Origin of the sequence: Enterococcus mundtii, assembly GCF_013394305.1 — a bacterium.
Lineage (GTDB): Bacteria > Bacillota > Bacilli > Lactobacillales > Enterococcaceae > Enterococcus_B > Enterococcus_B pernyi.
Genome location: NZ_AP019810.1, coordinates 1744817 through 1769934 on the forward strand (window position 1 = coordinate 1744817; position 25118 = coordinate 1769934).

Annotated in this window: 24 protein-coding genes, 1 pseudogene and 1 riboswitch; of the genes and pseudogenes, 15 read left to right on the forward strand and 10 right to left on the reverse strand. The window is 38.6% G+C overall.

Translation table 11 applies throughout. The annotated features are described in order from the left end of the window. Nucleotides 1–20: 20 nt before the first annotated feature. Nucleotides 21–584 (forward strand): Maf family protein, encoded by a 564-nt coding sequence (locus HZ311_RS08315; protein WP_137071913.1) that lies wholly within the window; start codon nucleotides 21–23, stop codon nucleotides 582–584. A gap of 174 nt (nucleotides 585–758) precedes the next feature. Beyond that, entirely contained in the window at nucleotides 759–1703 is a 945-nt protein-coding gene (locus tag HZ311_RS08320) for a tocopherol cyclase family protein (protein ID WP_010734396.1), read from the forward strand. Nucleotides 1704–1858: 155 nt separating this feature from the next. On the opposite strand, the gene HZ311_RS08325 is transcribed toward HZ311_RS08320, so the two are convergent. From HZ311_RS08325 to HZ311_RS08345, 5 genes and pseudogenes are all read right to left on the reverse strand, one after another. Next, on the reverse strand, nucleotides 1859–3154 hold the full coding sequence (locus HZ311_RS08325; protein WP_010734358.1) for an ISL3-like element ISEfa11 family transposase: 1296 nt from the start codon (nucleotides 3152–3154) through the stop codon (nucleotides 1859–1861). A gap of 194 nt (nucleotides 3155–3348) precedes the next feature. After that, the gene (gene msrB, locus HZ311_RS08330) at nucleotides 3349–3795 is read right to left on the reverse strand and encodes a peptide-methionine (R)-S-oxide reductase MsrB (protein WP_010734395.1); all 447 of its coding nucleotides are present in this window, start codon (nucleotides 3793–3795) and stop codon (nucleotides 3349–3351) included. Nucleotides 3796–4304: 509 nt separating this feature from the next. Then, entirely contained in the window at nucleotides 4305–5018 is a 714-nt protein-coding gene (gene treR / locus HZ311_RS08335) for a trehalose operon repressor (RefSeq protein WP_010734394.1), read from the reverse strand. 184 nt (nucleotides 5019–5202) lie between these two features. After that, the gene (locus HZ311_RS08340; RefSeq protein WP_023518930.1) at nucleotides 5203–6447 is read right to left on the reverse strand and encodes an RNA-guided endonuclease InsQ/TnpB family protein; all 1245 of its coding nucleotides are present in this window, start codon (nucleotides 6445–6447) and stop codon (nucleotides 5203–5205) included. After that, nucleotides 6428–6739, reverse strand: a pseudogene (locus HZ311_RS08345) (recombinase family protein); the annotation flags it as partial. The pseudogene HZ311_RS08345 and the gene HZ311_RS08340, both read right to left, overlap by 20 nt. 222 nt (nucleotides 6740–6961) lie before the next feature. Here HZ311_RS08345 and treP point away from each other — a divergent pair. The 6 genes from treP to HZ311_RS08375 all read left to right on the forward strand — a co-directional run bounded on the left by treP (nucleotide 6962) and on the right by HZ311_RS08375 (nucleotide 12385). Continuing rightward, complete coding sequence (treP, locus tag HZ311_RS08350; RefSeq protein ID WP_023518932.1) at nucleotides 6962–8941, forward strand: PTS system trehalose-specific EIIBC component; 1980 nt, start codon at nucleotides 6962–6964, stop codon at nucleotides 8939–8941. Between the two features lie 151 nt (nucleotides 8942–9092). Then, nucleotides 9093–9695 carry a Holliday junction branch migration protein RuvA gene (ruvA, locus tag HZ311_RS08355; protein ID WP_010734391.1) on the forward strand — a complete coding sequence of 201 codons (603 nt, stop codon included), beginning with the start codon at nucleotides 9093–9095 and terminating at the stop codon, nucleotides 9693–9695. 12 nt (nucleotides 9696–9707) lie between these two features. After that, nucleotides 9708–10709, forward strand: a complete 1002-nt coding sequence (ruvB, locus tag HZ311_RS08360; protein ID WP_023518933.1) for a Holliday junction branch migration DNA helicase RuvB — start codon at nucleotides 9708–9710, stop codon at nucleotides 10707–10709. Between the two features lie 36 nt (nucleotides 10710–10745). Beyond that, nucleotides 10746–11360, forward strand: a complete 615-nt coding sequence (locus tag HZ311_RS08365; protein ID WP_010734389.1) for a TetR/AcrR family transcriptional regulator — start codon at nucleotides 10746–10748, stop codon at nucleotides 11358–11360. Nucleotides 11361–11408: 48 nt separating this feature from the next. Continuing rightward, nucleotides 11409–11879, forward strand: a complete 471-nt coding sequence (locus HZ311_RS08370) for a low molecular weight protein-tyrosine-phosphatase (protein ID WP_010734388.1) — start codon at nucleotides 11409–11411, stop codon at nucleotides 11877–11879. Between the two features lie 131 nt (nucleotides 11880–12010). Next, nucleotides 12011–12385: a hypothetical protein gene (locus HZ311_RS08375; protein WP_019724219.1), complete on the forward strand. Its 375-nt coding sequence runs from the start codon at nucleotides 12011–12013 to the stop codon at nucleotides 12383–12385. Nucleotides 12386–12680: 295 nt separating this feature from the next. On the opposite strand, the gene brnQ is transcribed toward HZ311_RS08375, so the two are convergent. The 4 genes from brnQ to HZ311_RS08395 all read right to left on the reverse strand — a co-directional run bounded on the left by brnQ (nucleotide 12681) and on the right by HZ311_RS08395 (nucleotide 17729). Next, nucleotides 12681–14045, reverse strand: coding sequence for a branched-chain amino acid transport system II carrier protein (brnQ, locus tag HZ311_RS08380; RefSeq protein ID WP_023518935.1), 1365 nt, complete (start codon nucleotides 14043–14045; stop codon nucleotides 12681–12683). Between the two features lie 382 nt (nucleotides 14046–14427). Further along, nucleotides 14428–15168 (reverse strand): amino acid ABC transporter ATP-binding protein, encoded by a 741-nt coding sequence (locus HZ311_RS08385; protein ID WP_010734385.1) that lies wholly within the window; start codon nucleotides 15166–15168, stop codon nucleotides 14428–14430. Nucleotides 15169–15180: 12 nt separating this feature from the next. Then, a complete protein-coding gene (locus HZ311_RS08390; protein ID WP_023518936.1) occupies nucleotides 15181–16776 on the reverse strand; it encodes an ABC transporter permease subunit in 1596 nt (531 codons plus the stop codon). A 212-nt stretch (nucleotides 16777–16988) separates the two neighbouring features. Then, nucleotides 16989–17163, reverse strand: a riboswitch (Lysine riboswitch). Nucleotides 17164–17432: 269 nt separating this feature from the next. Beyond that, on the reverse strand, nucleotides 17433–17729 hold the full coding sequence (locus HZ311_RS08395) for a hypothetical protein (RefSeq protein WP_010734383.1): 297 nt from the start codon (nucleotides 17727–17729) through the stop codon (nucleotides 17433–17435). A 176-nt stretch (nucleotides 17730–17905) separates the two neighbouring features. Here HZ311_RS08395 and HZ311_RS08400 point away from each other — a divergent pair, with 176 nt between their 5' ends. The 7 genes from HZ311_RS08400 (at nucleotide 17906) to HZ311_RS08430 (ending at nucleotide 24363) form a co-directional block, all read left to right on the forward strand. After that, nucleotides 17906–18622, forward strand: a complete 717-nt coding sequence (locus HZ311_RS08400) for an NAD-dependent protein deacylase (protein WP_023518937.1) — start codon at nucleotides 17906–17908, stop codon at nucleotides 18620–18622. Next, nucleotides 18619–19455, forward strand: coding sequence for a chorismate mutase (locus HZ311_RS08405; RefSeq protein WP_023518938.1), 837 nt, complete (start codon nucleotides 18619–18621; stop codon nucleotides 19453–19455). Before HZ311_RS08400 ends, HZ311_RS08405 begins: the two co-directional genes overlap by 4 nt. A 4-nt stretch (nucleotides 19456–19459) precedes the next feature. After that, on the forward strand, nucleotides 19460–19987 hold the full coding sequence (locus HZ311_RS08410) for a transcription repressor NadR (RefSeq protein ID WP_010734380.1): 528 nt from the start codon (nucleotides 19460–19462) through the stop codon (nucleotides 19985–19987). Between the two features lie 150 nt (nucleotides 19988–20137). Continuing rightward, a complete protein-coding gene (locus tag HZ311_RS08415) occupies nucleotides 20138–21571 on the forward strand; it encodes a hypothetical protein (protein ID WP_137071918.1) in 1434 nt (477 codons plus the stop codon). 64 nt (nucleotides 21572–21635) lie between these two features. Continuing rightward, nucleotides 21636–23081, forward strand: coding sequence for a hypothetical protein (locus HZ311_RS08420; protein ID WP_178946573.1), 1446 nt, complete (start codon nucleotides 21636–21638; stop codon nucleotides 23079–23081). A gap of 2 nt (nucleotides 23082–23083) precedes the next feature. Further along, on the forward strand, nucleotides 23084–23530 hold the full coding sequence (locus HZ311_RS08425) for a hypothetical protein (protein ID WP_178946574.1): 447 nt from the start codon (nucleotides 23084–23086) through the stop codon (nucleotides 23528–23530). Further along, nucleotides 23500–24363 carry a hypothetical protein gene (locus tag HZ311_RS08430; protein ID WP_178946575.1) on the forward strand — a complete coding sequence of 288 codons (864 nt, stop codon included), beginning with the start codon at nucleotides 23500–23502 and terminating at the stop codon, nucleotides 24361–24363. The genes HZ311_RS08425 and HZ311_RS08430 overlap by 31 nt, the downstream gene beginning before the upstream one ends. Nucleotides 24364–24548: 185 nt before the next feature. Here the strand turns inward: HZ311_RS08430 and def are convergent, their stop codons facing one another. Next, nucleotides 24549–25112 carry a peptide deformylase gene (def, locus tag HZ311_RS08435; protein ID WP_178946576.1) on the reverse strand — a complete coding sequence of 188 codons (564 nt, stop codon included), beginning with the start codon at nucleotides 25110–25112 and terminating at the stop codon, nucleotides 24549–24551. Between the last annotated feature and the right edge of the window lie 6 nt (nucleotides 25113–25118).

Here is a 25118-nt window from a genome sequence, read left to right on the forward strand (position 1 = left end):
ATTCGGAAAGGAAGTTTTTGATGAAAATAGTATTGGCTTCACAGTCGCCTAGAAGAAAAGAATTACTCGGAAGATTAGTGCCAGCATTTTCGATCCAACCGGCAGATATTGATGAAACGCCTAAGCTAAAAGAAGACCCAGTTGCTTATGTCCAACGAATGGCAGCAGAAAAAGCAGCTGTTGTACAAAATAATGAAGAAACGTTAGTCATTGCTAGTGATACTACCGTAGTTCTAGGAAACGAAATCCTTGGTAAACCGGAGGATGATGAAGAGGCAAAACGGATGTTACGCAAATTCAGTGGTACGACACACGACGTCTACACAGCCGTCGTAATAACTGATGGGACGCAAGAAGAGTGCATCCTTTCCCAAGCATCAGTCACTTTTTATGAATTGACCGATGAAGAGATCGAGCGCTATCTAGCAACTGGCGATCACCGTGATAAAGCTGGGGCGTACGGCATTCAAAGTTACGCAGGGGCTTTCGTAGAGTCGATTTCTGGCGATTACTATAGTATTGTCGGCTTTCCGATTGGCGCAGTCAATCAGGCGTTGAAAAAATGGCCAGATCTTTTGTCCTAAAATCGTGGACAACTGTATTTAGGTGAATAAAATTAAAAACACATGATCCGAGTAGCAAGAAACGGATCATGTGTTTTTTCTGGTTACATTAGTTCATGACCTAGAGTCAAGCGTATCTGCTAGAAGCTATAAAAAAACATGGTAAACTTAATCTAGTTGAAGGGAGTGGACGAAGTGATTACAACGGATAAGTTTTATCATGGTGAAACGAAAAAAGCGCCGTTCTTTGAAGGTTGGTATTTTAAGCATCAAATCGGCGATGAAGTCTACGCATTTATTCCGGGTTACTCCATTGGAGAACAAGGAGAAAAGTGCCCGTTTATCCAAGTGATCAATCATGAGTCTTCGGAAGTCTTTCATTTTGATCGTGAAGTCTTCATGGCAAGCGAAGATCGTTTATTTGTGAAAATCGGTGAGAATACATTTAGTGAGGAAGGAATCACACTAGCTTTACGTAGCCCCTCATTGACGATTGAAGGAACGATTTCTTATGGAGAGTTTACTCCGTTAAAAAGGAGTCGCTATGCCCCGAGTATCATGGGACCTTTCTCTTATTTATCTTTTATGGAATGCTATCACGGAATTTTAAGCATGAAGCATTCGTTAGAAGGAACGTTGAGTTGGAACGGTCAATTGATTGATTTTACAAATGGAATCGGATATTTAGAAAAGGACTGGGGAAGTTCCTTTCCCGCAACCTATTTATGGGTCCAATGCAATCAGTTTAGCGATTCGGATGCTCGCTTTTTCTTTTCCGCAGCAGAGATCCCGTTTTTAGGTTTTCGTTTTTTAGGAATCATTTCGATTTTGCAAGTCGGTGGGGAAGAATATCGCTTATCCACGTATGATGGAGCTAAAATTTCGGAGATTTTCCGTGAAGAGGAGCATCTGATCATTCGAATACAGCAAAAAAATATTGAACTAGAAATGCAAGTGTTAGCAAAAGAAGGGCATGCGTTGATGGCGCCACAACAAGGTCAAATGAGTCGGATCATCCGTGAAAAAGCGAGTACAGAGATGACCTTGATTGTCCGAGAAAACAAGCAAGAAATCTTTCATCAAAAGGGGAAGGCTGCTGGTTTTGAAGAAGTGGGCAATCTCCATGGGCACGAGTATTAAGGATCTTGATCATATAAAAGTTATAGCGCACCTTCAAAAATAAGCCTGAACCTCCAGAAATTAGAACAATTTCGGCTCTTTGTCAATAAGGACTGATGAGTTGTGCAAAATCAAATCTGGGTCAGAATGAACCTCATTCTGGCTCAGATTTTTTGTTATCTTACTTTGATTAATTGATTGATCAAAAAGATTCTAATTCTCATGTTCTCGAATGATTTAAATCCGTAGGATACTCGTTTCATTGTCTTTATGTGGGTATTCTTCGCTTCTATTTTTCCATTGGAATAAGGATAGATCATTGCGTTGGTGATGCCTTCTTCATAGGTCAGAAGGTTTTGAAGCTTTTCCCGAAAGCTGTCATCCAACGTTTCGGGAAGTTCTGCTAATAAGGAGAAAAATAAGTCAGGGTCTTTGTCTCGAAAGGCTTCAACTAATTCATGAAAAAAGGGATACGCCTCCTTTAGGGGCGTAGAAAACTCAAGCAATCGATCAATCATCATTGCTTCAGTAAGAAATGGGTATTTTGGTGCTCGGAAACTTTTCCATGTTTTGTATTCATAATGGTTGATGTTTGCACGATTTTTTAGCAAAAAGCGCCAGTTCTTTTTCAGTTTTTCTGCCTGGCTTTTCTGTCCTGCTTTACGAAGTTCATTCATTTCACGGATACGCAACTCATTGAACGCTTGATTCATGTGTTTGACAATATGAAACCGATCAATCACTATTTTCGCATTTGGCAGAACACGTTTGGTGAGCTGGAAGTAGGCGGCGTTCATGTCTGTCACCAAGAATTCTACTTCTTCTGGATTGGTACACTTTAAGAAATAGCTTGTTAATCGAGGTAATTTACGCGTAGGCAAAACATCTATTAATTTTCCTGTTTCGCCATCTGCGCAAATAAAGCTCATTTTATCTTCTATGGAAGCATGCGAACGAAATTCATCAACCATCAATACTCTTGGGAGAATCTTCTTAGATTGCTTTGGTAAATAGCTTTTAAACTCTTTCAATGTACGAATAACAGTGGTCAAAGATACCTGACAGCTTTTCGCAATAAAAGATAAAGATACTTTTTCAGTCAGTAAAGAAGCAATTTTATATCTAACATGATTTGCGATTGAATGTCTGGATTGGACAAAATAACTTTGAGCAGTCCAATGGGTTCGGCAGTTTTTACAGGTATAGCGCTGCTTTTTTAGGCGCATAACCAAAGGCATATGATTGTATTGTTCAAAACGGACAATCGTTTCTTTTTTTCCATTTTTCACTATAATTGCTTTCCCGTTTCCATCTACCACAGTAGAACCACAACTTCTACAAGCACGAGGAGTAGGTGAGAGAACAGCATCGACGACCAACGTCTTTTTCTTCTGAAGGGTCTCGTAAGAGACCTCTGTAATCATCAAATCTTTCTCTATTATTCTCAGCATTTTTTTGATAGAATCATTCATATAGCATATCGTCCTCTCAGTTGTTTATTTTGTGGTGATTTAATCATACTAGAGAACGATATGTTTTTTAATACCTAAAATGAAAATGGGACTGAAGAATCAATTCTGATTCATCAGTCCCATAAATTATAGAGCCACAATTTCCGGAGGTTCAGGCTTATTTTTCGGAGCGATGTGATTTTATCACATTCGACTTATTCGACAATTGATTTATATTCACTGTAACCAGCAGCATCCATTTCTTCATAAGGGATAAACTTCAAGGCAGCAGAGTTGATGCAATAGCGTAAGCCACCTTTATCTGCGGGTCCATCATTAAAAACATGTCCAAGATGGGAGTCGGCTTCATTACTTCTTACTTCGACTCGGTGCATCCCGTGAGAAAAATCCGCTTTTTCTTTGACGTCTTTTCTGCTGATGGGTTGGCTGAAAGCTGGCCAGCCACAGCCTGCATCATATTTCTCTGCAGAACTGAAAAGCGGTTCGCCGCTGACAATATCGACATAGATCCCTTTTTCATAAAAATCGTCGTATTCTCCAGTAAATGGACGTTCTGTGGCGTTTTCTTGTGTCACTGCATAAGAAATCGGAGATAATGTTTCTTTTAAGTCCTCTTTGTTTGTGTCGGTTGGTTTACTCATTGATACAGCCCCCTTTGTCTCCTAATCATACTGCCATCTGAAATAGAAGCAAACAATCTGCTTTAAGTAGGGAGGATAGCCTAGCAATTTAGCGGAAATTTAACGAACAGGTTTTACTTGCTACCTAATTACGTTGAGCTACTGGGCTTTTTCACAACCTTGATAAACGGTGTTCGAAAAGCTGACCTTCAATATTAAGCTAAAAAATTTGAAAAATATGAGAAGCTATTTTTCAATTTCCTATCTTACTGTTCAGGTCAGGACGCTTTTCTTACAACCTTGATAAACGGTGTTCAAGAAGCAACACTTCGGTCACAAGCCAAAAAAATCAAAAATGAAACAGCCATTTTCGATTTTTCTGTCTTCTGCCTTAGTGTTAATCGCTTCTTTCACAACCTAGATAAACGGTGTTCGAAAGCCAACTCCTTCAATAGTAAGTCAAAACGTGAAAAAATATGAGAAGCTATTTTCTCACGTTCCGTCTTACTACTCGGAGCTGAACGGCTTTCTCACAACCTTCTTCTTCGTGCAAATTCCACGAACCGGAATTTGTCGAGGCGGTGGATCGATTCAGTGTATTCGAAGCATTCAGTATTTTCTAAATAAACGAGGCCACGGACAATTACGACATAAGGATCGTCATGGAGGTCCATCGACTCTGAAATACTGGCATCGATTGGTTCGACAGTGATTTCTTTTTGGGCATAGGCAATGGAGAGATCTAGCTCATTTTCAAAGTATTCATAAATCGAATTGGCTGCTTGTTCCTTGGTTAAAGTAGGTACGGTTTCTTTTAATAAATAATCCCGATCTAAAATCACGACTTCGCCATTGATTTTTCTTTGGCGGACTAAATGCCAGACAGGTGTATTGACTGCCCAGCCAGTTACTTTGTGTAATTCGTTGTCGACTACAGTTTCTTCAAGTGTTTTTACGATCGTTTCACTCGGGATATGTTGATTTTCTTGGAGTTCCTTATAACTTGTTAGTCCAGCAATCGGGAAATCAAAACGATTTCGGTCTAAAACGATCGATCCTTTTCCTTGTTTCTTTTGAATATATCCTTCTGTCGTCAATAGATTAAGTGCTTTACGAATTGTTTCCCGTGAAACACCATAAATTTTGATCAATTGATTTTCACTGGGTAGTAAAGTATGAGGAGGATACTCTTTGTCTAAGATTTTCTTTTCTAAGTCTAAAAAAATTTCATTGAATTTGTTCATCGTTCCTCTGCTACACAAAATATAGACAAAAATACCTATATCGAGATTTCTCTACCACTCACGTAGGTAGAATTACTGTTTCACCGAACGCCGCCTCGTCACTTCGACACTACTACGGTTTGTCTCGTTCTCCACAGTCGTTGATTCCCGACTAAGCCATCGGTACATATACAAAGTTGCGTGCTTATGCAATCACATTGTATTCCTTCACATCTTTCAAATTCATGCTTGCGTTATAATCTCTATCTGCTACGTACCCACAGTTCTCACAACGATAGGTACGCTCTGATAGCTTTAAAGCTACTTTCTTATGCCCACATTCATGACATAATTTCGAGCTAGGATAGAATCGATCGGCCAGTCTTAACTCAATAGTAGAGACTTTACATTTGTCTGCTAATTTTTTACGAAAAGCATAGAAAGATTGCTCTCTCACAGCTTTTGAAAGATGCCGGTTTTTCATCATCCCCTTGACATTCAAATCTTCAATTGTGATATAAGCTGGTTTGGTTTTTACTAGCTCTAACACAATTTTATTCACTCTGTCCCTACGGATATCTGTCAACCGTTTATGAAGTTTTTGTACTTTCAAGACTTGTTTTTCAATATTTTTGCGAGTAGCTTCTCCTCTCTTTGATTGTTTTTCGTTGACACGCTTTTTTTCGCTTTCGTATTTCCTCGACAGCTTGCGTTGTTGTCGTTTTAATTGTTTTTCGATTTTACGAATTTTTCCTGATTTATTGATATTTTTATAGGTTTTCCCCGTGGAAAGAATCGCAAAATCTTTTAATCCTAAGTCGATACCCACGCCTTCGGTAGGAGTATCGTTCAGTACTTGAGCGGTACAGTCCTGTTCCACGATGACCGACAGGTAGTACCGGTTTGCTTGTTGGCTGATTGTGCCACTCTTTATGCTATGTTTGTCATCGTGTTTAGGAATATAGCCTTTTTCGTTCAGTTTTACCCAATTCAAAGAGGGAACTTTTATCCGATGACGCTCACAACGGATGATTGTCTTTTTATCGTTCTTCACGAAATACATCGATACATCTTGGTGCTTCTTCTTTTTAAATTTAGGAAAATTAGCTTTTCCTTGAAAAAAATTTCTAAAGGCTTTTTCTGTCTCCATAATCGCGTGTTTCGTTGACTTCGCATAAACAGCTTTGATCCACAGCTTGTCTGGATGGTTGGGAATGTAGTCGTTATTCAACCACTTTGAAAAATCTATACCTGAGACAAATTTCCCACCTGATTTATAGACTTCTTGGTTGTGGTAAATATAAAAGTTCTTTACAAAACGAGCAACACCAATGGTTCGATTAATGATTTTTTTTGTTCTTCTGTTGGAAGAATTTCTGTTTTGTACGCCACTAACATCTTTATCACCTTCAATCTCTTTATTATACTTATCTATCTTTAAATGTGACATAAATGGCGTCTACATTCTTCGCCATTACTTCGTCTAACAACAGATTCCATGTTTTACACTTGTAATTAAGACCACTGCCAATATCCACGATTACATCATCTAAAATTATGCCTTTTACATTTGCATATTTTCTCAAAAACTCAACTTGATTTTTCAAGTCATCTGTTTGTCCGACATTAGACACTCGAGCGTAAGCAATGTGCTTTTTGCCACTTGTATTATCGCCTTTGATGTAAGTTAAATAGTGATCTTCCGTGTAATATTTTCGATTTTTTGGTGTCCGATGTGCGTTTAACGTGCAATCGTTCGTTCTTCGCTTATAAACTATACTACAGCTATATGGAGATTTCAAACTGGACTTGGATAGAAGGAAGATGTTTCTACGACAAAGATAATAACGATTACAAGTTATTTATGTTTTTAGCATAAAACGCTTGCAATTTGTTGAGAAAAACATTATAGTGTGAGTACAAAGTAACTTGTATAAACAAGTCAAATGAAAGGGGTTTATGTTATGGGGAAATATCAAGCAGATGCCGAGAAGCTGTTAAAGGGAGTCGGCGGGAAAGAAAATATTGCTGCGGTCAGCCATTGTGCGACACGTATGCGCTTTGTTTTAAATGACCCTGCAAAAGCAAATGAAGCTGAGATCGAAGACATCGACAGTGTAAAAGGAATGTTTACCAATGCCGGTCAATTCCAAGTGATCATCGGAAATGATGTCTCAACATTTTATAACGACTTTGTTGCGGTATCAGGAGTTGAAGGCGTTTCAAAAGAACAAAGTAAAGCTGCTGCAAAACAGAATCTTAATCCGTTGCAACGAGCAATTGCAGTTCTAGCTGAAATCTTCACACCATTGATTCCAGCAATCATTGTTGGGGGATTGATTTTAGGGTTCCGTAACGTGTTGGAAGGCATTCAGTTCGAGAGTTTAGGTGGAACGATTGCAGAAAGTTCAACATTCTGGAATGGTGTGAATTCATTCTTATGGCTACCTGGGGAAGCGATTTTCCATTTCCTACCTGTAGGGATCACTTGGAGTATTGCAAAGAAAATGGGAACGACACAGATTTTAGGAATTGTTTTAGGGATTACTTTGGTTTCACCGCAATTATTAAATGCCTATAGTGTCGCTTCAACTGCCGCTGCAGATATCCCATTTTGGGACTTTGGCTTTGCACAAGTACAAATGATTGGTTACCAAGCGCAAGTCATTCCAGCGATGCTTGCCGGGTTCTTACTTGCCTATTTAGAGATTTTCTTCCGTAAGTATATCCCACAATCGATCTCAATGATTTTTGTCCCACTGTTTTCACTATTACCAACTGTTATCGCGGCTAATGTAGTGTTAGGTCCAGTCGGTTGGGCAATTGGTAACTGGATCTCATCAATCGTGAATACTGGCTTGACTTCATCGATCAGCTGGTTATTCAGTGCGTTATTTGGTTTCTTATATGCACCACTAGTTATTACAGGATTACACCATATGACAAATGCCATCGATATGCAGTTGATTGCTGACTTTGGTTCAACCAATTTATGGCCAATGATCGCATTGTCAAATATTGCGCAAGGATCTGCTGTACTTGCAATCATCTTCTTGCATCGTGGCAATAAAAAAGAAGAACAAGTTTCTATCCCAGCGATGATTTCTTGTTATCTAGGGGTAACGGAACCCGCAATGTTTGGGATCAACTTGAAATATGTATATCCATTTGTAGCTGCAATGATCGGTTCTGGTGTAGCAGGAATGTTTGCGAACTTGATGGATGTTCGAGCAAATGCGATCGGTGTCGGTGGTTTGCCAGGAATCTTAGCAATCCAAGCACAAACGTGGTTACCATTCACGATTGCAATGATCATCGCAATCATCGTACCATTTGGTTTAACTGTAGTATTTAGACGTAAAGGGATCTTGAACAAATTAGATCCAGTCAATCCAGAAGAAGTAAGTGTATTACAAACTGCAGAAGGCGTATCTATTCCTACACAAAACTTTGAAGCCGCAGGAACAACTGCTGTAGCCACTGCCAATGAAGAGTTATTCGCCGTTGCAGACGGAAAAATCAAAGCAATTACAGAAGTGAATGATCCAGTTTTCTCACAAAAAATGATGGGTGAGGGCTATGCGATCGTTCCGGACAATCAAAAAATCTATTCGCCAGTAAATGGTAAAGTAACTAGTGTATTTGAAACAAAACATGCCATCGGTATTCTAAGTGAAACCGGTGTGGAAGTTCTTGTTCACATGGGACTTGATACTGTCGAATTAAAGGGTGCACCGTTCAACGTTCTTGTGAAAGAAGGCGATCAGGTCTCGCCAACGACACAACTAGCAGAGATGGATCTCAGTGCCGTTGAACAAGCAGGTAAACAAACAGATGTCTTAGTTGTTCTAACGAATACGGACAAAGTGGCTGATTTCTCATTAAGTAAATCAGGCCAAGTACAACATGAAGAAATGATTGGTCAAGCGTCTATCAATCGCTAATACACAGAGAAAATATGCTACGAGTTTGGGTCTTTATCAAAGACCTAAGCTCGTAGTTCTGTTTTTGGGAACACTTTTTTTAAATCGCAAAGTATGCTACAATGGATAGAAATATGGGAACGTATGTGTGCGAAAGAAAGAGGAAATTTCAATGTATGAATATCTAAGAGGCATGGTGACTTTTATCAGTCCGTATTATATCGTTGTAGAAACGCAAGGGGTGGGCTATCAAATTGCGTTAGGTAACCCTTATCGCTATAGTAGTAAGTTAGATAAAGAAGTAAAAATCTATGTCCATCAAGTCATCCGTGAAGATGCACATTTACTATACGGTTTTGATTCACTCGAAGAGAAACAATTGTTTTTACGATTAGTCAGTGTTTCAGGGATCGGACCGAAAAGTGCATTAGCGATCATGGCGAGTGACGATCATTCTGGCTTGATCCAAGCGGTGGAAACTGGCGATGTCACTTACTTGACGAAGTTCCCAGGTGTAGGTAAAAAAACAGCACAACAAATGATCTTGGATCTAAAAGGCAAGTTTGGCGAGTTGAGTATCGATATGCCATTTTCTTTATTTGATGAAGCAACGGTTCAAGATGCAAGTGCCTTATCAGAGGCAATGGAAGCTCTATCTGCTCTTGGTTACAGTGAGCGTGAAATCAAACGTGTAGAGAAACAACTTAAAGAAATCGACAATCAAACAACGGATGAGTATTTAAGGCAAGCATTGAAATTGATGATGAAAAAGTAAGGAGGACGCTTGATGACAGATGAACATCTTCTTTCACCAGAACCTGGTGAGAATGAATTAAGTTTAGAAAAATCTTTGCGCCCTCAATTGCTTGCGCAATATATCGGTCAACATAAAGTAAAACAAGAATTGAGTATCTACATCGAAGCGGCATGTAATCGTGAAGAACCGCTAGACCACGTCTTGTTATACGGTCCTCCGGGATTGGGGAAAACAACGATGGCTATGGTCATCGCAAACGAGATGCAAGTCAATATCCGTACGACAAGTGGACCAGCCATTGAGCGACCAGGAGATCTGGTGGCAATTTTGAATGAACTAGAAGCAGGGGATGTCTTGTTTATTGATGAGATCCATCGCTTACCTCGCGTGGCAGAAGAAATGCTTTATTCGGCGATGGAAGATTTCTATGTAGATATCATGGTAGGGCAAGGGCCGACCGCTCACCCCGTTCATTTTCCGTTACCACCTTTCACGTTGATCGGTGCAACGACTCGAGCAGGGATGCTGTCTGCACCTTTACGTGACCGTTTTGGAATCATTGCTCACATGGAATACTATGAAGAAGAAGATTTAAGAGAAATCGTTTTACGATCTGCCGATATTTTTCAAACGGAGATCATCACCGAAGGGGCTTTAGAAATCGCACGACGTTCCCGTGGGACCCCGCGGATCGCTAATCGCTTGTTAAAACGAGTGCGTGATTTTGCCCAAGTACAAGGAGATGGCAAGATCGATCAGTTGATTGCTGACCGCGCATTGACACTCTTACAGGTCGATCAAGCGGGATTGGATTATGTCGATCAGAAATTGCTACGTACGATGATCGAGCTGTATGGTGGGGGTCCAGTAGGTCTAAGCACTTTATCCGTTAATATTGGAGAAGAGCGAGAAACAGTCGAAGATATGTATGAACCTTTTTTGATCCAAAAAGGCTTTTTGAAACGGACTCCTCGTGGGCGGATCGCTACCGCCTATGCGTATGAACACTTTGGCTATGACTACCAAGTGTGATCACTCTTTTCTATTGAAAGAGCAAATAGTAGAATAATGATTGAAGAGATGGGAGGGATCATTGTGGGAGACGCTTCACATACGAAACAAATGATCAAAAAAGTCTTGGTGTCGCTTTGCGAAACACAGCCTTTTCGCAAAATCAGTGTGCAACAGATCGCACACGAAGCAGGCATCAACCGACAAACATTTTATTATCATTTCACCGATAAGTATGATTTATTGCGTTGGGTGTACTATGAAGATTCATTGCATTACCTAAAAACAGAATCGCTTTCTCTCGACAATTGGGAAGAGCAAGCATTGCTGATGTTAAAAGCCATTGCCGAAAATAAACAGTTCTATTCAAGTACCGTTAGTTCAGAACAGGAGATTCTGCAAAAGCAATTTTCTGCGTTGATCCAACCCTCATTTATTAAAATATTTGAGCAAATGGATGAAGAAAAACAACTAACTTCCAAAGATAAATTATTTTATGCTCGTTTTTTCTCTTATGGCTGTAGTGGAGTCTTAGTCAATTGGATCACACAAGGTTATACAGAAACACCCTTAGAAGTTGCAATGCAGTTCTTTCGTTTAGCCAAAGATACTGAATTGTATTCGTATCGGTTGTACGCATTGGAAGAAGAACAGGAAATAAAAGACGAATGACCTTTTTTCATTGATTCCAAAAATAGGAATACAAAAGGAGAGAATGCTATGACGAAAGTATTATTTGTTTGTTTAGGAAACATTTGTCGTTCACCTATGGCAGAAGGGTTATTAAAAAAGAAAGTAGCAGAACAGGATCTGTTGGATTCCTTCGTCATTGATTCGGCTGCAACAAGTACCTATGAGGTAGGTAGTGCCCCTCATCCAGGTACACAAGCGATCTTGGCAAAAGAACATGTTGATACGCAAGAAATGATTGCTCGCCAAATACGTCAAGAAGACTTCCAAAAATTTGATTGGATCATCGGTATGGATCAGTCAAATGTGGCTGACTTAAAGCAACTTGCGCCGATTGAAGCGCAAGAGAAAATCCAACTATTTTTGAGTCCAGTCATTGGCAAAAAAGCACAAAATGTACCTGATCCATATTACACGAATAACTTTGAAGAAACCTATCGATTGATCAATGAAGGCTTAGAAAAATGGCTTGAATTATGGATGGAAAACGACTTAAAATAACACATGTGTTGTTTGACGGTTTTAGGTAAAAGTTGGTATAAAATAAACTATATTCTTGTTTTTTTAAGAAAAATTGGATAAAATAGGAGTAATTAAGTAACATATTCTTAGCTAGGGGAGGGGTACATTCAATGGATGAAGAAACAGTATCACCAATGAAGAAACTGACAAAGTTAGTGACTAATACTTCGTTTCAACTTTTTGATTCATTTGTGAATGACACAGAAGAAAAAGCTGAGAATGTACGGTTACAAGGGGAGTTCATTCTCGAACTCCAGAAAGCTGCAGCTCAGAATAGTTTAGTGATTCTACAAGTGCGCGAGAATCCACTAAGCAATAAGTACGAAACCTTTTCCGGTTGGGTGGCAACGAAAACAGTTGAGCATGACCGAGTGATGATTCGCTTGCAAAACCAAGAGCAACAAATCCGAATCGTCCCAATTGAACAAATCGAAAAAATCACTAGTCTTTCACCTACGGGAGACCAAGAGCGATTATCTAAATAAGAATAAAAGCTATGAAAAAGTAGATTGCTTTTTCATAGCTTTTTTATATGTTTTTTTTACTAAAGAGAGAATCTAAAGATTCTCAAAGAACTTGATTTGTTGGATCGGTATGAATAAAAAAAAAGGACCTGCTAGCCGGGGAGCTAGCAGGAAAGGAGTTAAAAATGAAAAAGTGTTGTTAGGGTTGTTTGTTGGTATACTTATATATTAAAGGTGAGTTGTGAATATTTTGTGACGAAAGTTTACCAAAGTTGTTAATTTTTTTATACAAAAAGTTAAACATCTCTTTTTTTTGTTAGCTAACAATCAAGTCAGACTTTTCTTCATTTTTAAAGAAACTCCAGAGTAATCCGATGATAAAGCCAATCAATGCTGGTGTGATCCAGCCCATTCCCAATGAGAAGAATGGGAGATAGGAATCAGCGAATATTAAAATTCCTTTGACGAAACTTGTTTGCTTAATTGAATCAGGACAAGCATTCAGTCCATCCACGATGGAAGCGAGTAATGTGAAATATGTGGTCATTCGATAAACAGAAGTACGTTGTTTAAATAATGGGCCAAACAATACAAGTAAGATCAAGGTCATTGCCAATGGATAAATAAACATCAAGACCGGTAAAGAGATCTGAATAATATTCGTTAAGCCCACGTTTGCAACTAAACATGCTAATAAACTTGTTCCGGTTACAAAGAATAGATAGCTTCTTTTAGGAAACAATTCAGTGAATGTTTCTGCGAATGCAGTAATCAGTCCGATACCTGTTTTTAAACAAGCAAGAATCACGATAAAGGCTAATAGGATACTCCCGTAAGTTCCTAAATAGTGATCAGCAATTTGTGCCAAGGCGATACCACCATTCGCACTCATTGGGAATGTTCCTAGACTCATTGTTCCTGCATAAGAAAGTAGGGTATAGATGATCCCCATCAAAACGATGCTGATCGCGCCTGATTTGATCGTATCTCTTGCAATATCAGAAGGCTTTGTGACACCCATGCCACGAATCGTCGTGACGATAATGATCCCAAAAGCTAAGGCAGCTAACGCATCCAACGTGTTGTATCCTTGTGTAAAACCAGTGAAGAATGCTTGGTTTTGGTAGTGAGGTTGGACAGGCGCATCCGATACTGAGCCAAGTGGGTTGATAAAAGCAAGTAATAACAAGATACCTAGTAATACTAAAAATGCGGGATTCAAAAATTTACCAACATAATCCAAGATTTTAGTTGGACGTTTGGATAACCACCAAGCAGCTAAAAAGAATAAGAAACTAAAAATAGCTAAAAATAATGTTTGATTTTCTGCTGGAATAAAAGGTGCTAAGCCAATTTCAAAAGAAGTAGTTGCCAAACGTGGTAAGGCAAAAAATGGACCAATGACTAAATAAAGTAAGACAGTAAAAATAAGTGCATAAGTTTTATTGATTCGTTGTGCTAATTCGTAGACACCAGAGGTCTTTGAAACACCGATCGCAATGACACCTAAGAATGGTAAACCGATCCCTGTAACTAAAAAGCCAAGATTTGCCCAGAAGATATCCGCACCAGCTTCTTGCCCCATATGGACAGGAAATATAAGATTACCAGCTCCAAAAAATAGGCCAAATAGCATGGAACCGATGAATAGATTTTCTTTGAATGATAATTTTTTTGACATAGAAAACTCCTTTACTTTTTTGTATTTTGTTAAAAGTAACAAATTATGTGATGAATTGCAACAATTTTCTGAAAATTATCGAATTCTCTAGAATGATGCTACACATTGACGAAACGACTGCTAACCCTGTGAGAGGAATAAGTAGCGTGTTTTCACTGCCTCGAAAAAATGTTAGTCAAAAGATCACTCCAATATCTGAATCTTCTTAATTTGAAGAGGTTTCTCACAACCACATGTTACGTGAGGTTGCGCAAAAGTTCAACTGATAAAGCGATCGGAACAAAAACAATAAATAAAAAGAAGAACCGCAACTTTTTGAGTAGGATGACCTTGCTCAATCAAGTTGCGGTAGTTTGAATACTAAGGGTGATTTGATACTTTATTAGTTATTCAAAATGCGTGACAAGAACTCTTTCGTACGTGTTTCTTTTGGATGAACGAAGATATCTTCAGGACTTCCTTCTTCCGCGATCACACCTTTATCCATGAAGATCACTCGGTCAGATACCTCTTTCGCAAATTCCATTTCATGGGTTACGATGATCATTGTCAGTCCAGTATGGGCTAGATCTTTGATCGTATTCAATACTTCACCGACCATTTCAGGATCAAGGGCAGAAGTTGGCTCATCGAAGAGCATCACATCAGGGTTCATTGATAGAGCACGAGCGATAGCGACCCGTTGTTTTTGACCACCGGATAGTTGAGAAGGACGAGCTTCGATGTATTGTCTCATACCGACTTTTTCTAAGTTTTCGATTGCCACTTTACGGGCATGCTCTTTCTCTCTTTTTAAGACAGTGGTTTGTCCAGAAATACAATTTTCTAAAACATTCATATTATTGAAAAGATTGAAAGATTGGAAAACCATACCGACATTTGTCCGATACTTTGGTAAATTATATTTTGGTGCTAAGACGTTTTCGTTGTTGTAAATGATCTCGCCGCCTGATGGTTTTTCTAGTAAATTGATACAACGTAAGAATGTTGATTTACCTGAACCAGAGGAACCGATGATGGTCACGACTTCCCCTTTATTGACGGTCATGCTAATATCTTTCAGCACTTCATTGTCGCCGAATTTTTTACTTAAATGATTGATTTCGATGATATTCTCACTCATAGGACTGCCTCCTTATTCCTGTAGGTTCGCGTTGTTGACTTCTTCAATTTTTGTATACGCAGTAGGTCCGTCGATTTTCTTCTCAATCACACGTAGGATTCTTGTGATCGTGAAGGTCATGATCAAGTAGATGATCCCAACGATCGTGAATGTTTGGAAGAATTGGAAGTTGGCACCAGAGGCAGAGTTTCCTTGGAAGAATAGATCTGCTACACCAATGACACTTAATACGGCGGTGTCTTTGATATTGATGACAAACTCATTTCCAGTAGCCGGCAAAATATTTCTCAATACTTGCGGAATCACTACTTTACGCATCGTTTGACTGTGGGTCATGCCGATCGCTTGGGCTGCTTCAAATTGTCCGCCATCTACTGCAAAAATCCCACCACGTACAATCTCAGTCATATACGCACCGGTGTTGATCGAAACGATGAACAACGCAGCAATCGTGCGATCCAGAGAAATACCAAAGGCTAGAGCCAATCCATAGAAGATGACCATGGCTTGAACCATCATTGGTGTACCACGGAAGACTTCGATATAAACAGATAATAAGAAATTAGCTATTTTTTGGAAGAAGCGTGTCACTTTATTATCAGATTCTGGAATTGAGCGAAAGACGCCAATCAATAAACCCAATGTTGTTCCTACAACTGTACCGATCAATGCGATAAATAGTGTCAAACCAGCTCCGCGTAAGAACATGTTGCCATATTGATCCCAAATCGTCTTGAAATCATGGAGCAAGCCAGTTTCTTCTGCATCTCCATCCGTTGACGCAGGTTGGTCTTCAATGGCTTGGTCCATGATAGCAATACGATCATCATGAGAAATGCCGCTTAATATTTGGTTGACTTGTTGAAGATCAGGATCACCTTTACGCATCCCTACAGCAATCTGGACATCTTCGGGATTTGTTTGAAAGCCATTTGCTTCATCTAGTTCGAGCATTTTCAAGGCTGGGTTGACGCTTGTGGCGGTTACCCCTTCTGGACGTTCACTAACATAACCGTCAATCATGCCAGAAGCTAGTGCTGTTCGCATAGCTGAAAAGTTATCCATTGCTTGTTGCTTGTCCACTCCTGGGATCTGATCGATCACGTTATAGTGGAATGTATTCAATTGTGCAGTGATTTTTGCGCCAGAAAGATCTTCTAAGCTAGTCGCATTCGCAAACTTACCATCTTTTTGTACGACAATCACAAGTTCTGATTCATAGTATGGATCAGTAAAGTCGATTTCTTTTTGACGTTCTGCTGTCGGACTCATGCCGGCAATGATTGCATCGATCTTTCCAGATTGAAGGGCAGGCGGTAAACCGTCCCATTTCGTTTGGACAATGACTAGTTCTCTTCCTAAACCTTCAGCTACCTTTTTGGCAATTTGTACATCATATCCGCCAGCAAAGCTGTTTTGTCCTTGAATTGGATAGGCATTGTTTGCATCTGTTTGTTGAGACCAGTTAAAGGGCGCATAACCAGCTTCCATTCCGACACGAAATTGATCGCTCGGTGTTTTATCATCTGCATGAGCCAAAGTGGTCAAGCTAAAGATCGATAGAATAAACGTAAAAATTAGAGTGAGTGTAACTGAATTTTTTTTCATCTGTCTTCTCCTTTTTGTTTGTTCACGTACGTGGTCCTTCAGGCATATACTGATAAGACCAACGTTCGCTCAGCTTCTTTGGCTGATAACCAAAGCGCCTTGACACGAGTGGTCGAATACATGCATTGCAGTTGCTTATCAAGGAGAAATAAAAAACGACCGCTTTGTAGGTACAAAAGGGCCGCTAAATTTCACAGAGTGATAAACCTCTCACAAAACATAGCGCAACTTAGCATCACTGCTAAGACAGTCCGTAAGCTGTTAACTTACGTCCCAACATACTTTTTAAGCAAAAAAAAGTACATTTCGGCGATCCTCCCTAGCCCTGCTTCCACATGTTTGCTTCACTCCACAGGTTTAATGATTCTCGCGACCTCTACCTCATTGATTGAGGCATCTCGTATTCAGTTATTTATACAAAAAATAGTCTACGATAGAGTAGCCACTTTGTCAATGAGAAACTACATTTTTGCAGAAAAAAGTTGATAAATAAAGAGATATCCTGTTTATTTAATTTCTTTCATGAAAAAAGGAAAAGAGAATGTTTTCAAAAAAAGAATAATTATACATTTTATGCAACACTTAAATGATAGTAAAATAACGAAAAACAGACTGCAAAATCACGCAGTCTGTTTCCTTTTTTATCTAAAAGTATTTTAAGCTGTAGCTTTCTTAGGTTCACGACCAAGAATGGCTTGTAAAATAACTGTTACCCCATAAATAGCTAAAACGAGATAGATCAAACTAGAGTATTGTGTGATCCCCCAGCCCCATGTGCGATAAACAACTAATGTAATTGCTAGAACAATTGCTGCCAATACATTGAAAAAGGCAAACGCCCATAGATTTCCATTTTCTTTACGTACTAGATAGAAGATAGAGAAATAAATACTTAATGCTAACCAAGCGATACATGCTAAAATAACGCCCCAATAAATTAAGAATGCAACCATATTGATTCACCTCATTTCATACTCAAAATATACAGATCATTGGTATTGTAGCACGTTTTCATTGTTTTGTCAGTGATGTTTGTGAGTATTTTCTCAAAAAAAATCTCTGAATTTTCATTCGATTGAGGGTATGTTTCATTTTATTTCGATTATAATAGAAGAGAGGTGAGTGATAAATGTTGGAACAAACAATTGAAGAAGCAGCGACAGCGATAATTGAAAGTCAAAAACTGACCTTTCTAACAGGGGCAGGTGTGTCCACACCTTCTGGAATACCCGATTATCGTTCACTAACAGGTGTTTACCAAGGGATGGATCGTCCAGAATATTTGTTGAGTCATCAAGCGATGGATGAAGAACCACAAAAATTTTATTCGTTTCTCAAACATCTTTATCATCCCGAAGCACGCCCGAATATCATCCATCGAGAAATCGTAGAGTTGGCTAAAGAAAAAGAGGTATGGGTCGTTTCGCAAAATATCGATGGGTTACATGAAAAAGCTGGAAGTAAAAAACTAGTTAATTTTCATGGGAATCTGTATCATTGTTATTGTCGAAACTGCCATCAACCTGTTGACTGGCAAGATTATCTGACCAGTGACAAGCATCAACTGTGTGGTGGACAGATCCGCCCAGATATTGTGTTATATGGAGAAGGGTTCCAGGATGAAGTATTAGAGCAAGCAGCTTTTGCTGTCAGTCAGGCCGACTTGATTGTGATTGTAGGGACAAGTTTCCAAGTCCATCCTTTTTGTGATTTGATCCAGTTTCGCTCACCACAAGCGAAGCTATTAGTCATCAATCAGACCCCTGTCTATCTATCAGAGGCGTACCGATTTGTCCAAACAGATGGAACGAAGGTGTTCAAAAAAGTACAGGAGAGTGTAAAATGACAGCTAAAACAGAAAAAGAAAAAATGATTGCCGGTGAACTTTATTTTGCGGGTGATCCAGAATTATCAGCCGATAGAAAATTTGCTCGAAGTCAAAGCCAGATCATCAACCAAGCGGAAACAAGTGAACTTCGCAGTCAATTACTTAAAGAGACATTTGGTGCTACCGGTGAGAAGATTTATATGGAACCAACGATCAATTTTGATTACGGCTATAATATTTACGTAGGTGAGAATTTTTATGCGAACTTTAATTGTACATTCTTAGATGCCAGTACGATCAAAATTGGTGATAACTGCATGTTTGCCCCTAATGTTCAGCTTTATACTGCCACACATCCACTACATCCAGTGAAGCGAAATAGTGGGTTAGAATTTGCTAAACCAATCGAAATCGGCAATAATGTGTGGCTAGGTGGTGGAGTGATCATCACTCCTGGAGTGACTTTAGGAGACAATGTCGTGGTCGGGGCGGGAGCAGTCGTGACCAAATCGTTCCCAGATAATGTAGTGATCGCAGGGAATCCGGCACGGATCATCAAACGCATCGATGAACCAATGCCTGAAGAGTCATTGGAAGAGTTGAGACAATCGATTGATCAAATCGATCACCAATTAGTAGAACTACTTGAAAAAAGAATGGCTACCGTCACGAAGATCGGTGATGTCAAACGAGCAACTAACCAAGCGGTTTACGATGGAAAAAGAGAACAACAAGTGTTGGATAAAGTTGCCAGTTGGTTGAAAACACCAGAATACAGTGAGACGATCTTAGCTACTTATGCAGATATCATGAAGCACTCACGAAACTATCAAAAGAAACGAATGGAGTAGATAAATGATTGAAGGAGAAACTCGCCGAAAAGAAATTATTGAAACGCTAGTTGATGCAGAGAAACCTGTCAGTGCCAGTAAGTTTGCTACTCGTTTTGGTGTCAGCCGCCAAATCATTGTAGGAGACATTGCGTTGCTACGAGCGGCAGGAGAAGCGATCGTGGCGACGGCCAGAGGATATCTTTTGGAAGATGAACAAGACAAAAATGGGTTCATCAGTAAAATTGCGGTACAACATCAGAGAGAACAAACAGAGGAAGAACTACAGTTGATCGTTGCTCATGGTGGCGAGATACTAGACGTCATCGTTGAGCATCCCTTGTACGGCGAACTGACAGGAATGCTTCATATCAAGACAGCAGAAGATATTCGTTCATTTATGAAACGTTATCGGAAAAGTCAGGCTTCGTTATTGTCTGAATTAACGGATGGGATCCATCTGCATACGATCCGTTACTCACATAAGGAAGTATTGCAACAAATCAAACAAGGCTTGGCAGAAGCAGGTATCTTGTTCGAAGGGAATCAATAATTTACTTTATGAGATTGAGATAGGAGTGTTTTTACTTCTATCTCAATCTCATTTTTCTTTATTTATAAAATAATTGATTGATGCTATGGCAAAACTTTAACTATAATGAACAGAAATGCTACAAATACTTTTATTGAAAGAGGGAGAAAAATGCTTCGAGGAACAAATCAAAAAACAATTCTTTGCTTTGGAGCAGCTGAAAGCACTTTGGAACAACAGTTGAATGATAGAGAACTCAGGAAAAAAACAAATCCATATGACCCATTGGTTTATATGGAAGAGTTAGTCGACTATCTCATTCAACAACCTTTTGAGAATTTCTCTCTTCAACCCAAAGAGTTGATTGACCAAATAAAAGCAGGCAGCAAATACCCACTCTGGGAAGATATTCAAGCCATCATGATGGAGGACCCAAGGTTTCAATTGCACAGGATCTACTCGGAGCCGTTTCTTGAAGAGTATCAACAATACAAGGAAACAGGACAATTTGCCAATCATTCAATGAGAGATACTTTGATTTACAGTATACGAATGCAACTGTTAAAAAAAACAGAATTATTGATGCTTGAAGTTGCGAAAAAGCGAAGTGATCTTGCGATCTGGATACCTTTGGATTCTTATGGAGAGGATTTTGTTTCGACGATCAGAGGGGAGCAAAACGAGTATGCCGATTTTACTTTGCGTAGTTTATATCATGAAAAAGACAACCTAAAAGCTTCAATTGTCTTTTGGGAGAATGGACAAGTCGTTGCAGCTCCTTGGGAAAGAAATGCTAGATTATGGAGAAATTGTGTGGAAAATGATTTGAGAAAATCAGCGGCTATTTTCCCGTCAGAGAGACATCTTCTAATCTACGGATTATGGGTAGCACGTATCCACTTTAACTATGAAGATCAAGTTTTGTTAAAGCATTTCCAATATAAGGACATAAATGATTTTAATATCGATAAGTATAATGATATTTTAATGAACAGTACTTTTGAATATATAAAACATTGTCCTACAGAAAAAAGTAGAGAAGAATTTTTTAGTCATTGGATTGATTACCTCCCCGAAAAGGAACGCTATTTACCATTGTGGGAAACATATTATCATGTCACACAAACGATTGAAAAATTTCAATTGAAAAACATCTTTAAAGAGGTCATTTCAGAAGACTATACCCAATTTGATCGTCCAGAGATCAAACAACACTTCATAAAAAAAGGCTGTAAAATCGGGCTAGAACTTACTTTGTTGTCTCAACATGTAACAGTAGTCTTTCTATTAGACGAACTTTGTGATTTAAGAGTAGTAAAAAAAGTCCCCGGCATTACTGGAAGTGAACTACGCTATCTATATCGAAACTGGGAGCGGTTCAAGCAGCGAGTCGTTTTTATTGAAAAGAAAAAATTTGTTTCTCCACCTTGGGAGTCTGATCCTGAGTTTTGGGCGACCTATCAGCCTAAGTCAAAGAGCCTGGCACAACCAGAAGTGTCTATGCTTACTGAGAAAAAAGAATTTAAACAATTGAAAACATATGCAAAGACGAACAGTCAATCACAAAGCAAGCAAACGTTACGTGTCAAGGAGCGTTTGCGCTGACTGAGAAAAAAATACGTATTTGAAAACGAAAGAGTAAAAAATAATAATTATATGGAGGTCAACGATGTTAAATCAAACAACAACTGACTCAACGAATGAATTTAGAAAAAAGTTGGATTTGTTAGCTTTGTCTTTATCACTACAAGAAAATATCAATCATTTTGGTTTAAATAAAGATTATCAATTACTATTCTCAACGTATATCCAAATGATTCATGAGGATCAAGACGAATTTTTTATTAAACAAAGTCAAAAAGAAAACATCATTGAATCGCTAAAACGGACCAAAGATTTTTATGATTTTGAGAAAAAAGAACAAGTTCAAATGATTTTTGAAAAATTGAGAAATAATGATCCAACAGATTTCATGTTGATTCCTTCTTCTTTTTATCCAGGAGAGTATGGAGAAGTTTCACCTCATGCATGTGGATTAACAGTCTATAAAAAGAATGACTCTTTTGTAGTGATGAAGGTGGATAAAGAGAAAGAATTCGATGATCACACTGTTTCTTATTTTGAGATTCCTCCAACAAATATTTTGAAATTAAGTCAACTATTTCTTGAGGAGCGATTTCATGAAGTTCGCAAACCATATTATGTATTGAAAAGGTTAACAGCTCTTTCCACCCAAAACGAATCGATCGGTATACCAACCATCGTCATGAAAGGACAAAAGACTGGAAATTGTTCAGTTAACGAGGTTGATGCTGCGCTAAAAACAATTTTATTTCATTGTAGGAAAGATATCTTTTCTTTAGATACGAATGAGCAAGTGACACCTAAATGGCATTCAGAACATGCGGAATCGATTTTAGAAATGCGTAAGCGATTTCTGATTGCTTTGAAAGGCAAGAATCCAGAGCTAAATCGGCAGCTTGATTATATATATTTTCATTATTTATATAAAAAAGGGCAGCTCAAAAGTGAATTTTTAGAAAACATTGATACTAAAAAGCGTCGATGGCATCTACAAATCCATTTTCTTTTTAAGGAAGATCCTTATATTTCAGCAATATTCGATCATCCTGGAGAACTTCCAACTATAGATGAGAACCTGATCCAAGAAAAATCCAACAATATCATTAAGTCACTGGGCATTTATCCGACGAGTAAGCTTGCAGAGATTTCGTCTGATGATTTAACAGAATATCTTGATCAACAAAAGTACATAACCAATATAATTAATGGTCGTTTACCATTTATCCAGGTTCCGATAGCTAAGGAAATGACCCAACGAATGATAGCTAGCTTAGAAAAGAAAGAACAGGAAGTACAAGAGGAATCACACCAACGCCAAGTACCAAAAGAAACAAAGATGGAGCAGAAACTGAGCGAACCTGCCTTGATTCATGTCCCACAGAAAACGATCTCTCCAATAGAAAAAAATGTCGAGAAGTTAAAACACGTATTGGTTTTTGGTGACGAACAGGATAGAAAAGGCTTAATGGAAAAATTGGATCATTTAGATCCTAGACAAAAAAAATACCCCATGATGCGAAAGTTTACATAGAAATGATTTTTCACGCCTTAAGAAAACGTTCATTTAATTCCAAGAATTTAGAAAGAGCAATACAGAACAATCCTCTACTTAAAGAAATCACTCAAGTAATAAGAGATAGCATAGATTTGAACACAAACGCTGTTTATCCAATGCAATCACTGGGAGAGAGGCAAGAGTATACACAAACAATAGAATATACTAATCAAGTCTTTGAAGAGATTGCAGATGCGGGGAGCAAAAACCCCTTGATCCACCGTTCTGAATTGATCCTGATTGAAGCTGTTAAAAAAAGAGAAGATGTTGAGCTATGGATACCATTAGATTCGCTTCGCCATCAAATGGATCAAACAATTGACGTTTTAGAAATGAGGTGTTCGATCATGCGCTGCGAGTCTTGTATCTTCAAAGAAATAAACTACAAGGTAGATTGGTTTTTTGGGAAAATGAGCAAAGAGTAGTTGCGCCATGGGAGCGTGATCCGGAATTATGGGCAAATCGTGTGCCAAAATCAGTTATCAAAAATGAACACTTTCCTATAGAGGATCTACATATAGGGGTGACCAAAAAAGCAACTATCGATGTACTTCTACCGTTAAACGAAGAGACCAAGAAATGTGAACGGACATTCACTTCGCTAGATCAGATCGAACCACAAAAAGCTAAAGTAGTAGTCACTGATAACCTTAAAGATTTCAAGAGGGTCGTTACCCAATTAACCACGGTAGTAAAAAAAGGTCAAGTTGTAGTTGCCAAAATGCGTTCAAATGAACAAAAAAATGAATTAGATAGTTTCAAAAGCAGCTTATTTGGAAAAGAAACTTCACAAAACAAGGAAAGTGTAATAGAAGAATCCTTAGATGAGTTGAAGCTGTACAAAAATGTAAGTACACTATTTGGAAGAATAGCACCTAATATCAGAGGCGAAGTGAGGCTAGATCCACTACACAAACCAATAAAACGATTGATTGATCAAGCTACCGATCAATCAATTCAAAGAAAAAGTCAATCGTATCAAATAAAAGTGGTGGGGATGAATGATCAAAGCACGAACACTAGAGAGGAAGTTAAAAGTAAAACCCATTGCTTTAGTAGTATTGTGACTCGGTTCAATAATCTATTTGAAAAAGGGAGAAGCACTCCAGCAGAAAAAAATGAGACTACCAAACAAATCAATTCAGAAAAAGTTAGGATGGCTACATTGTTAACTGATTTTCGGCAAACTAGATTTGGAAAGAATCTCGGGATGCACCAGAAAACAACATACCAACATAAAAAAATGTCGGAACGTTGATTCGCTAAGCTTTTTAACTTTAAAAGAAGATGTAAGAGTATTCGATACAAGGAACAAGTGTCTCCGTTTCTCCATTTCTTAAAAATGATGGAACAAGGCTAAGATGATTTTCTACGGTAGAAAAAATGAACAGAGAAAAGCAGATGCAACTGCCACTCTCTGTTCATTTTTGTGATTCTCCATTATTACTCGATCACCAAGACGCCTTCTTTTAAGGCAAAAGGATTTTGGTCGTTGATATGGTCATAGAACATTACGCCATTGATATGGTCAATTTCATGTTGCACCACGATGGATTCATAATTTTTTAAACGGATTTTTTGTTTCTCACCGTTTTTGTCATAATACGAAAGCGTGATTTTTGCATGGCGCACAACATACCCAGGAACTTCACGATCGACTGATAAACAGCCTTCACCTTCGCCTAAGCAAGCATTCTGGACGGAATGGCTCAAGATTTTTGGGTTATACATGACCGTACTCAACGTTGGTTCTGTGATTTCTGGATGTGGATTTGGTACGTGGACCGCAATGATCCGTTTTGAAATATCAAGCTGGGGCGCAGCTAGGCCGACACCACCACGTAAATTTAATTCTTCTGCTTTGATTGGATCTTGGCTATTTTTAAGAAATTCCAACATTTCTTCTCCTAATAAAAGATCTTCCTCACTGAGTGGAAGAGCGACTTCTTGCGCTACTTCACGTAATGTTGGATTGCCTTCTCGAATAATATCATCCATTGTGATCATGGAATA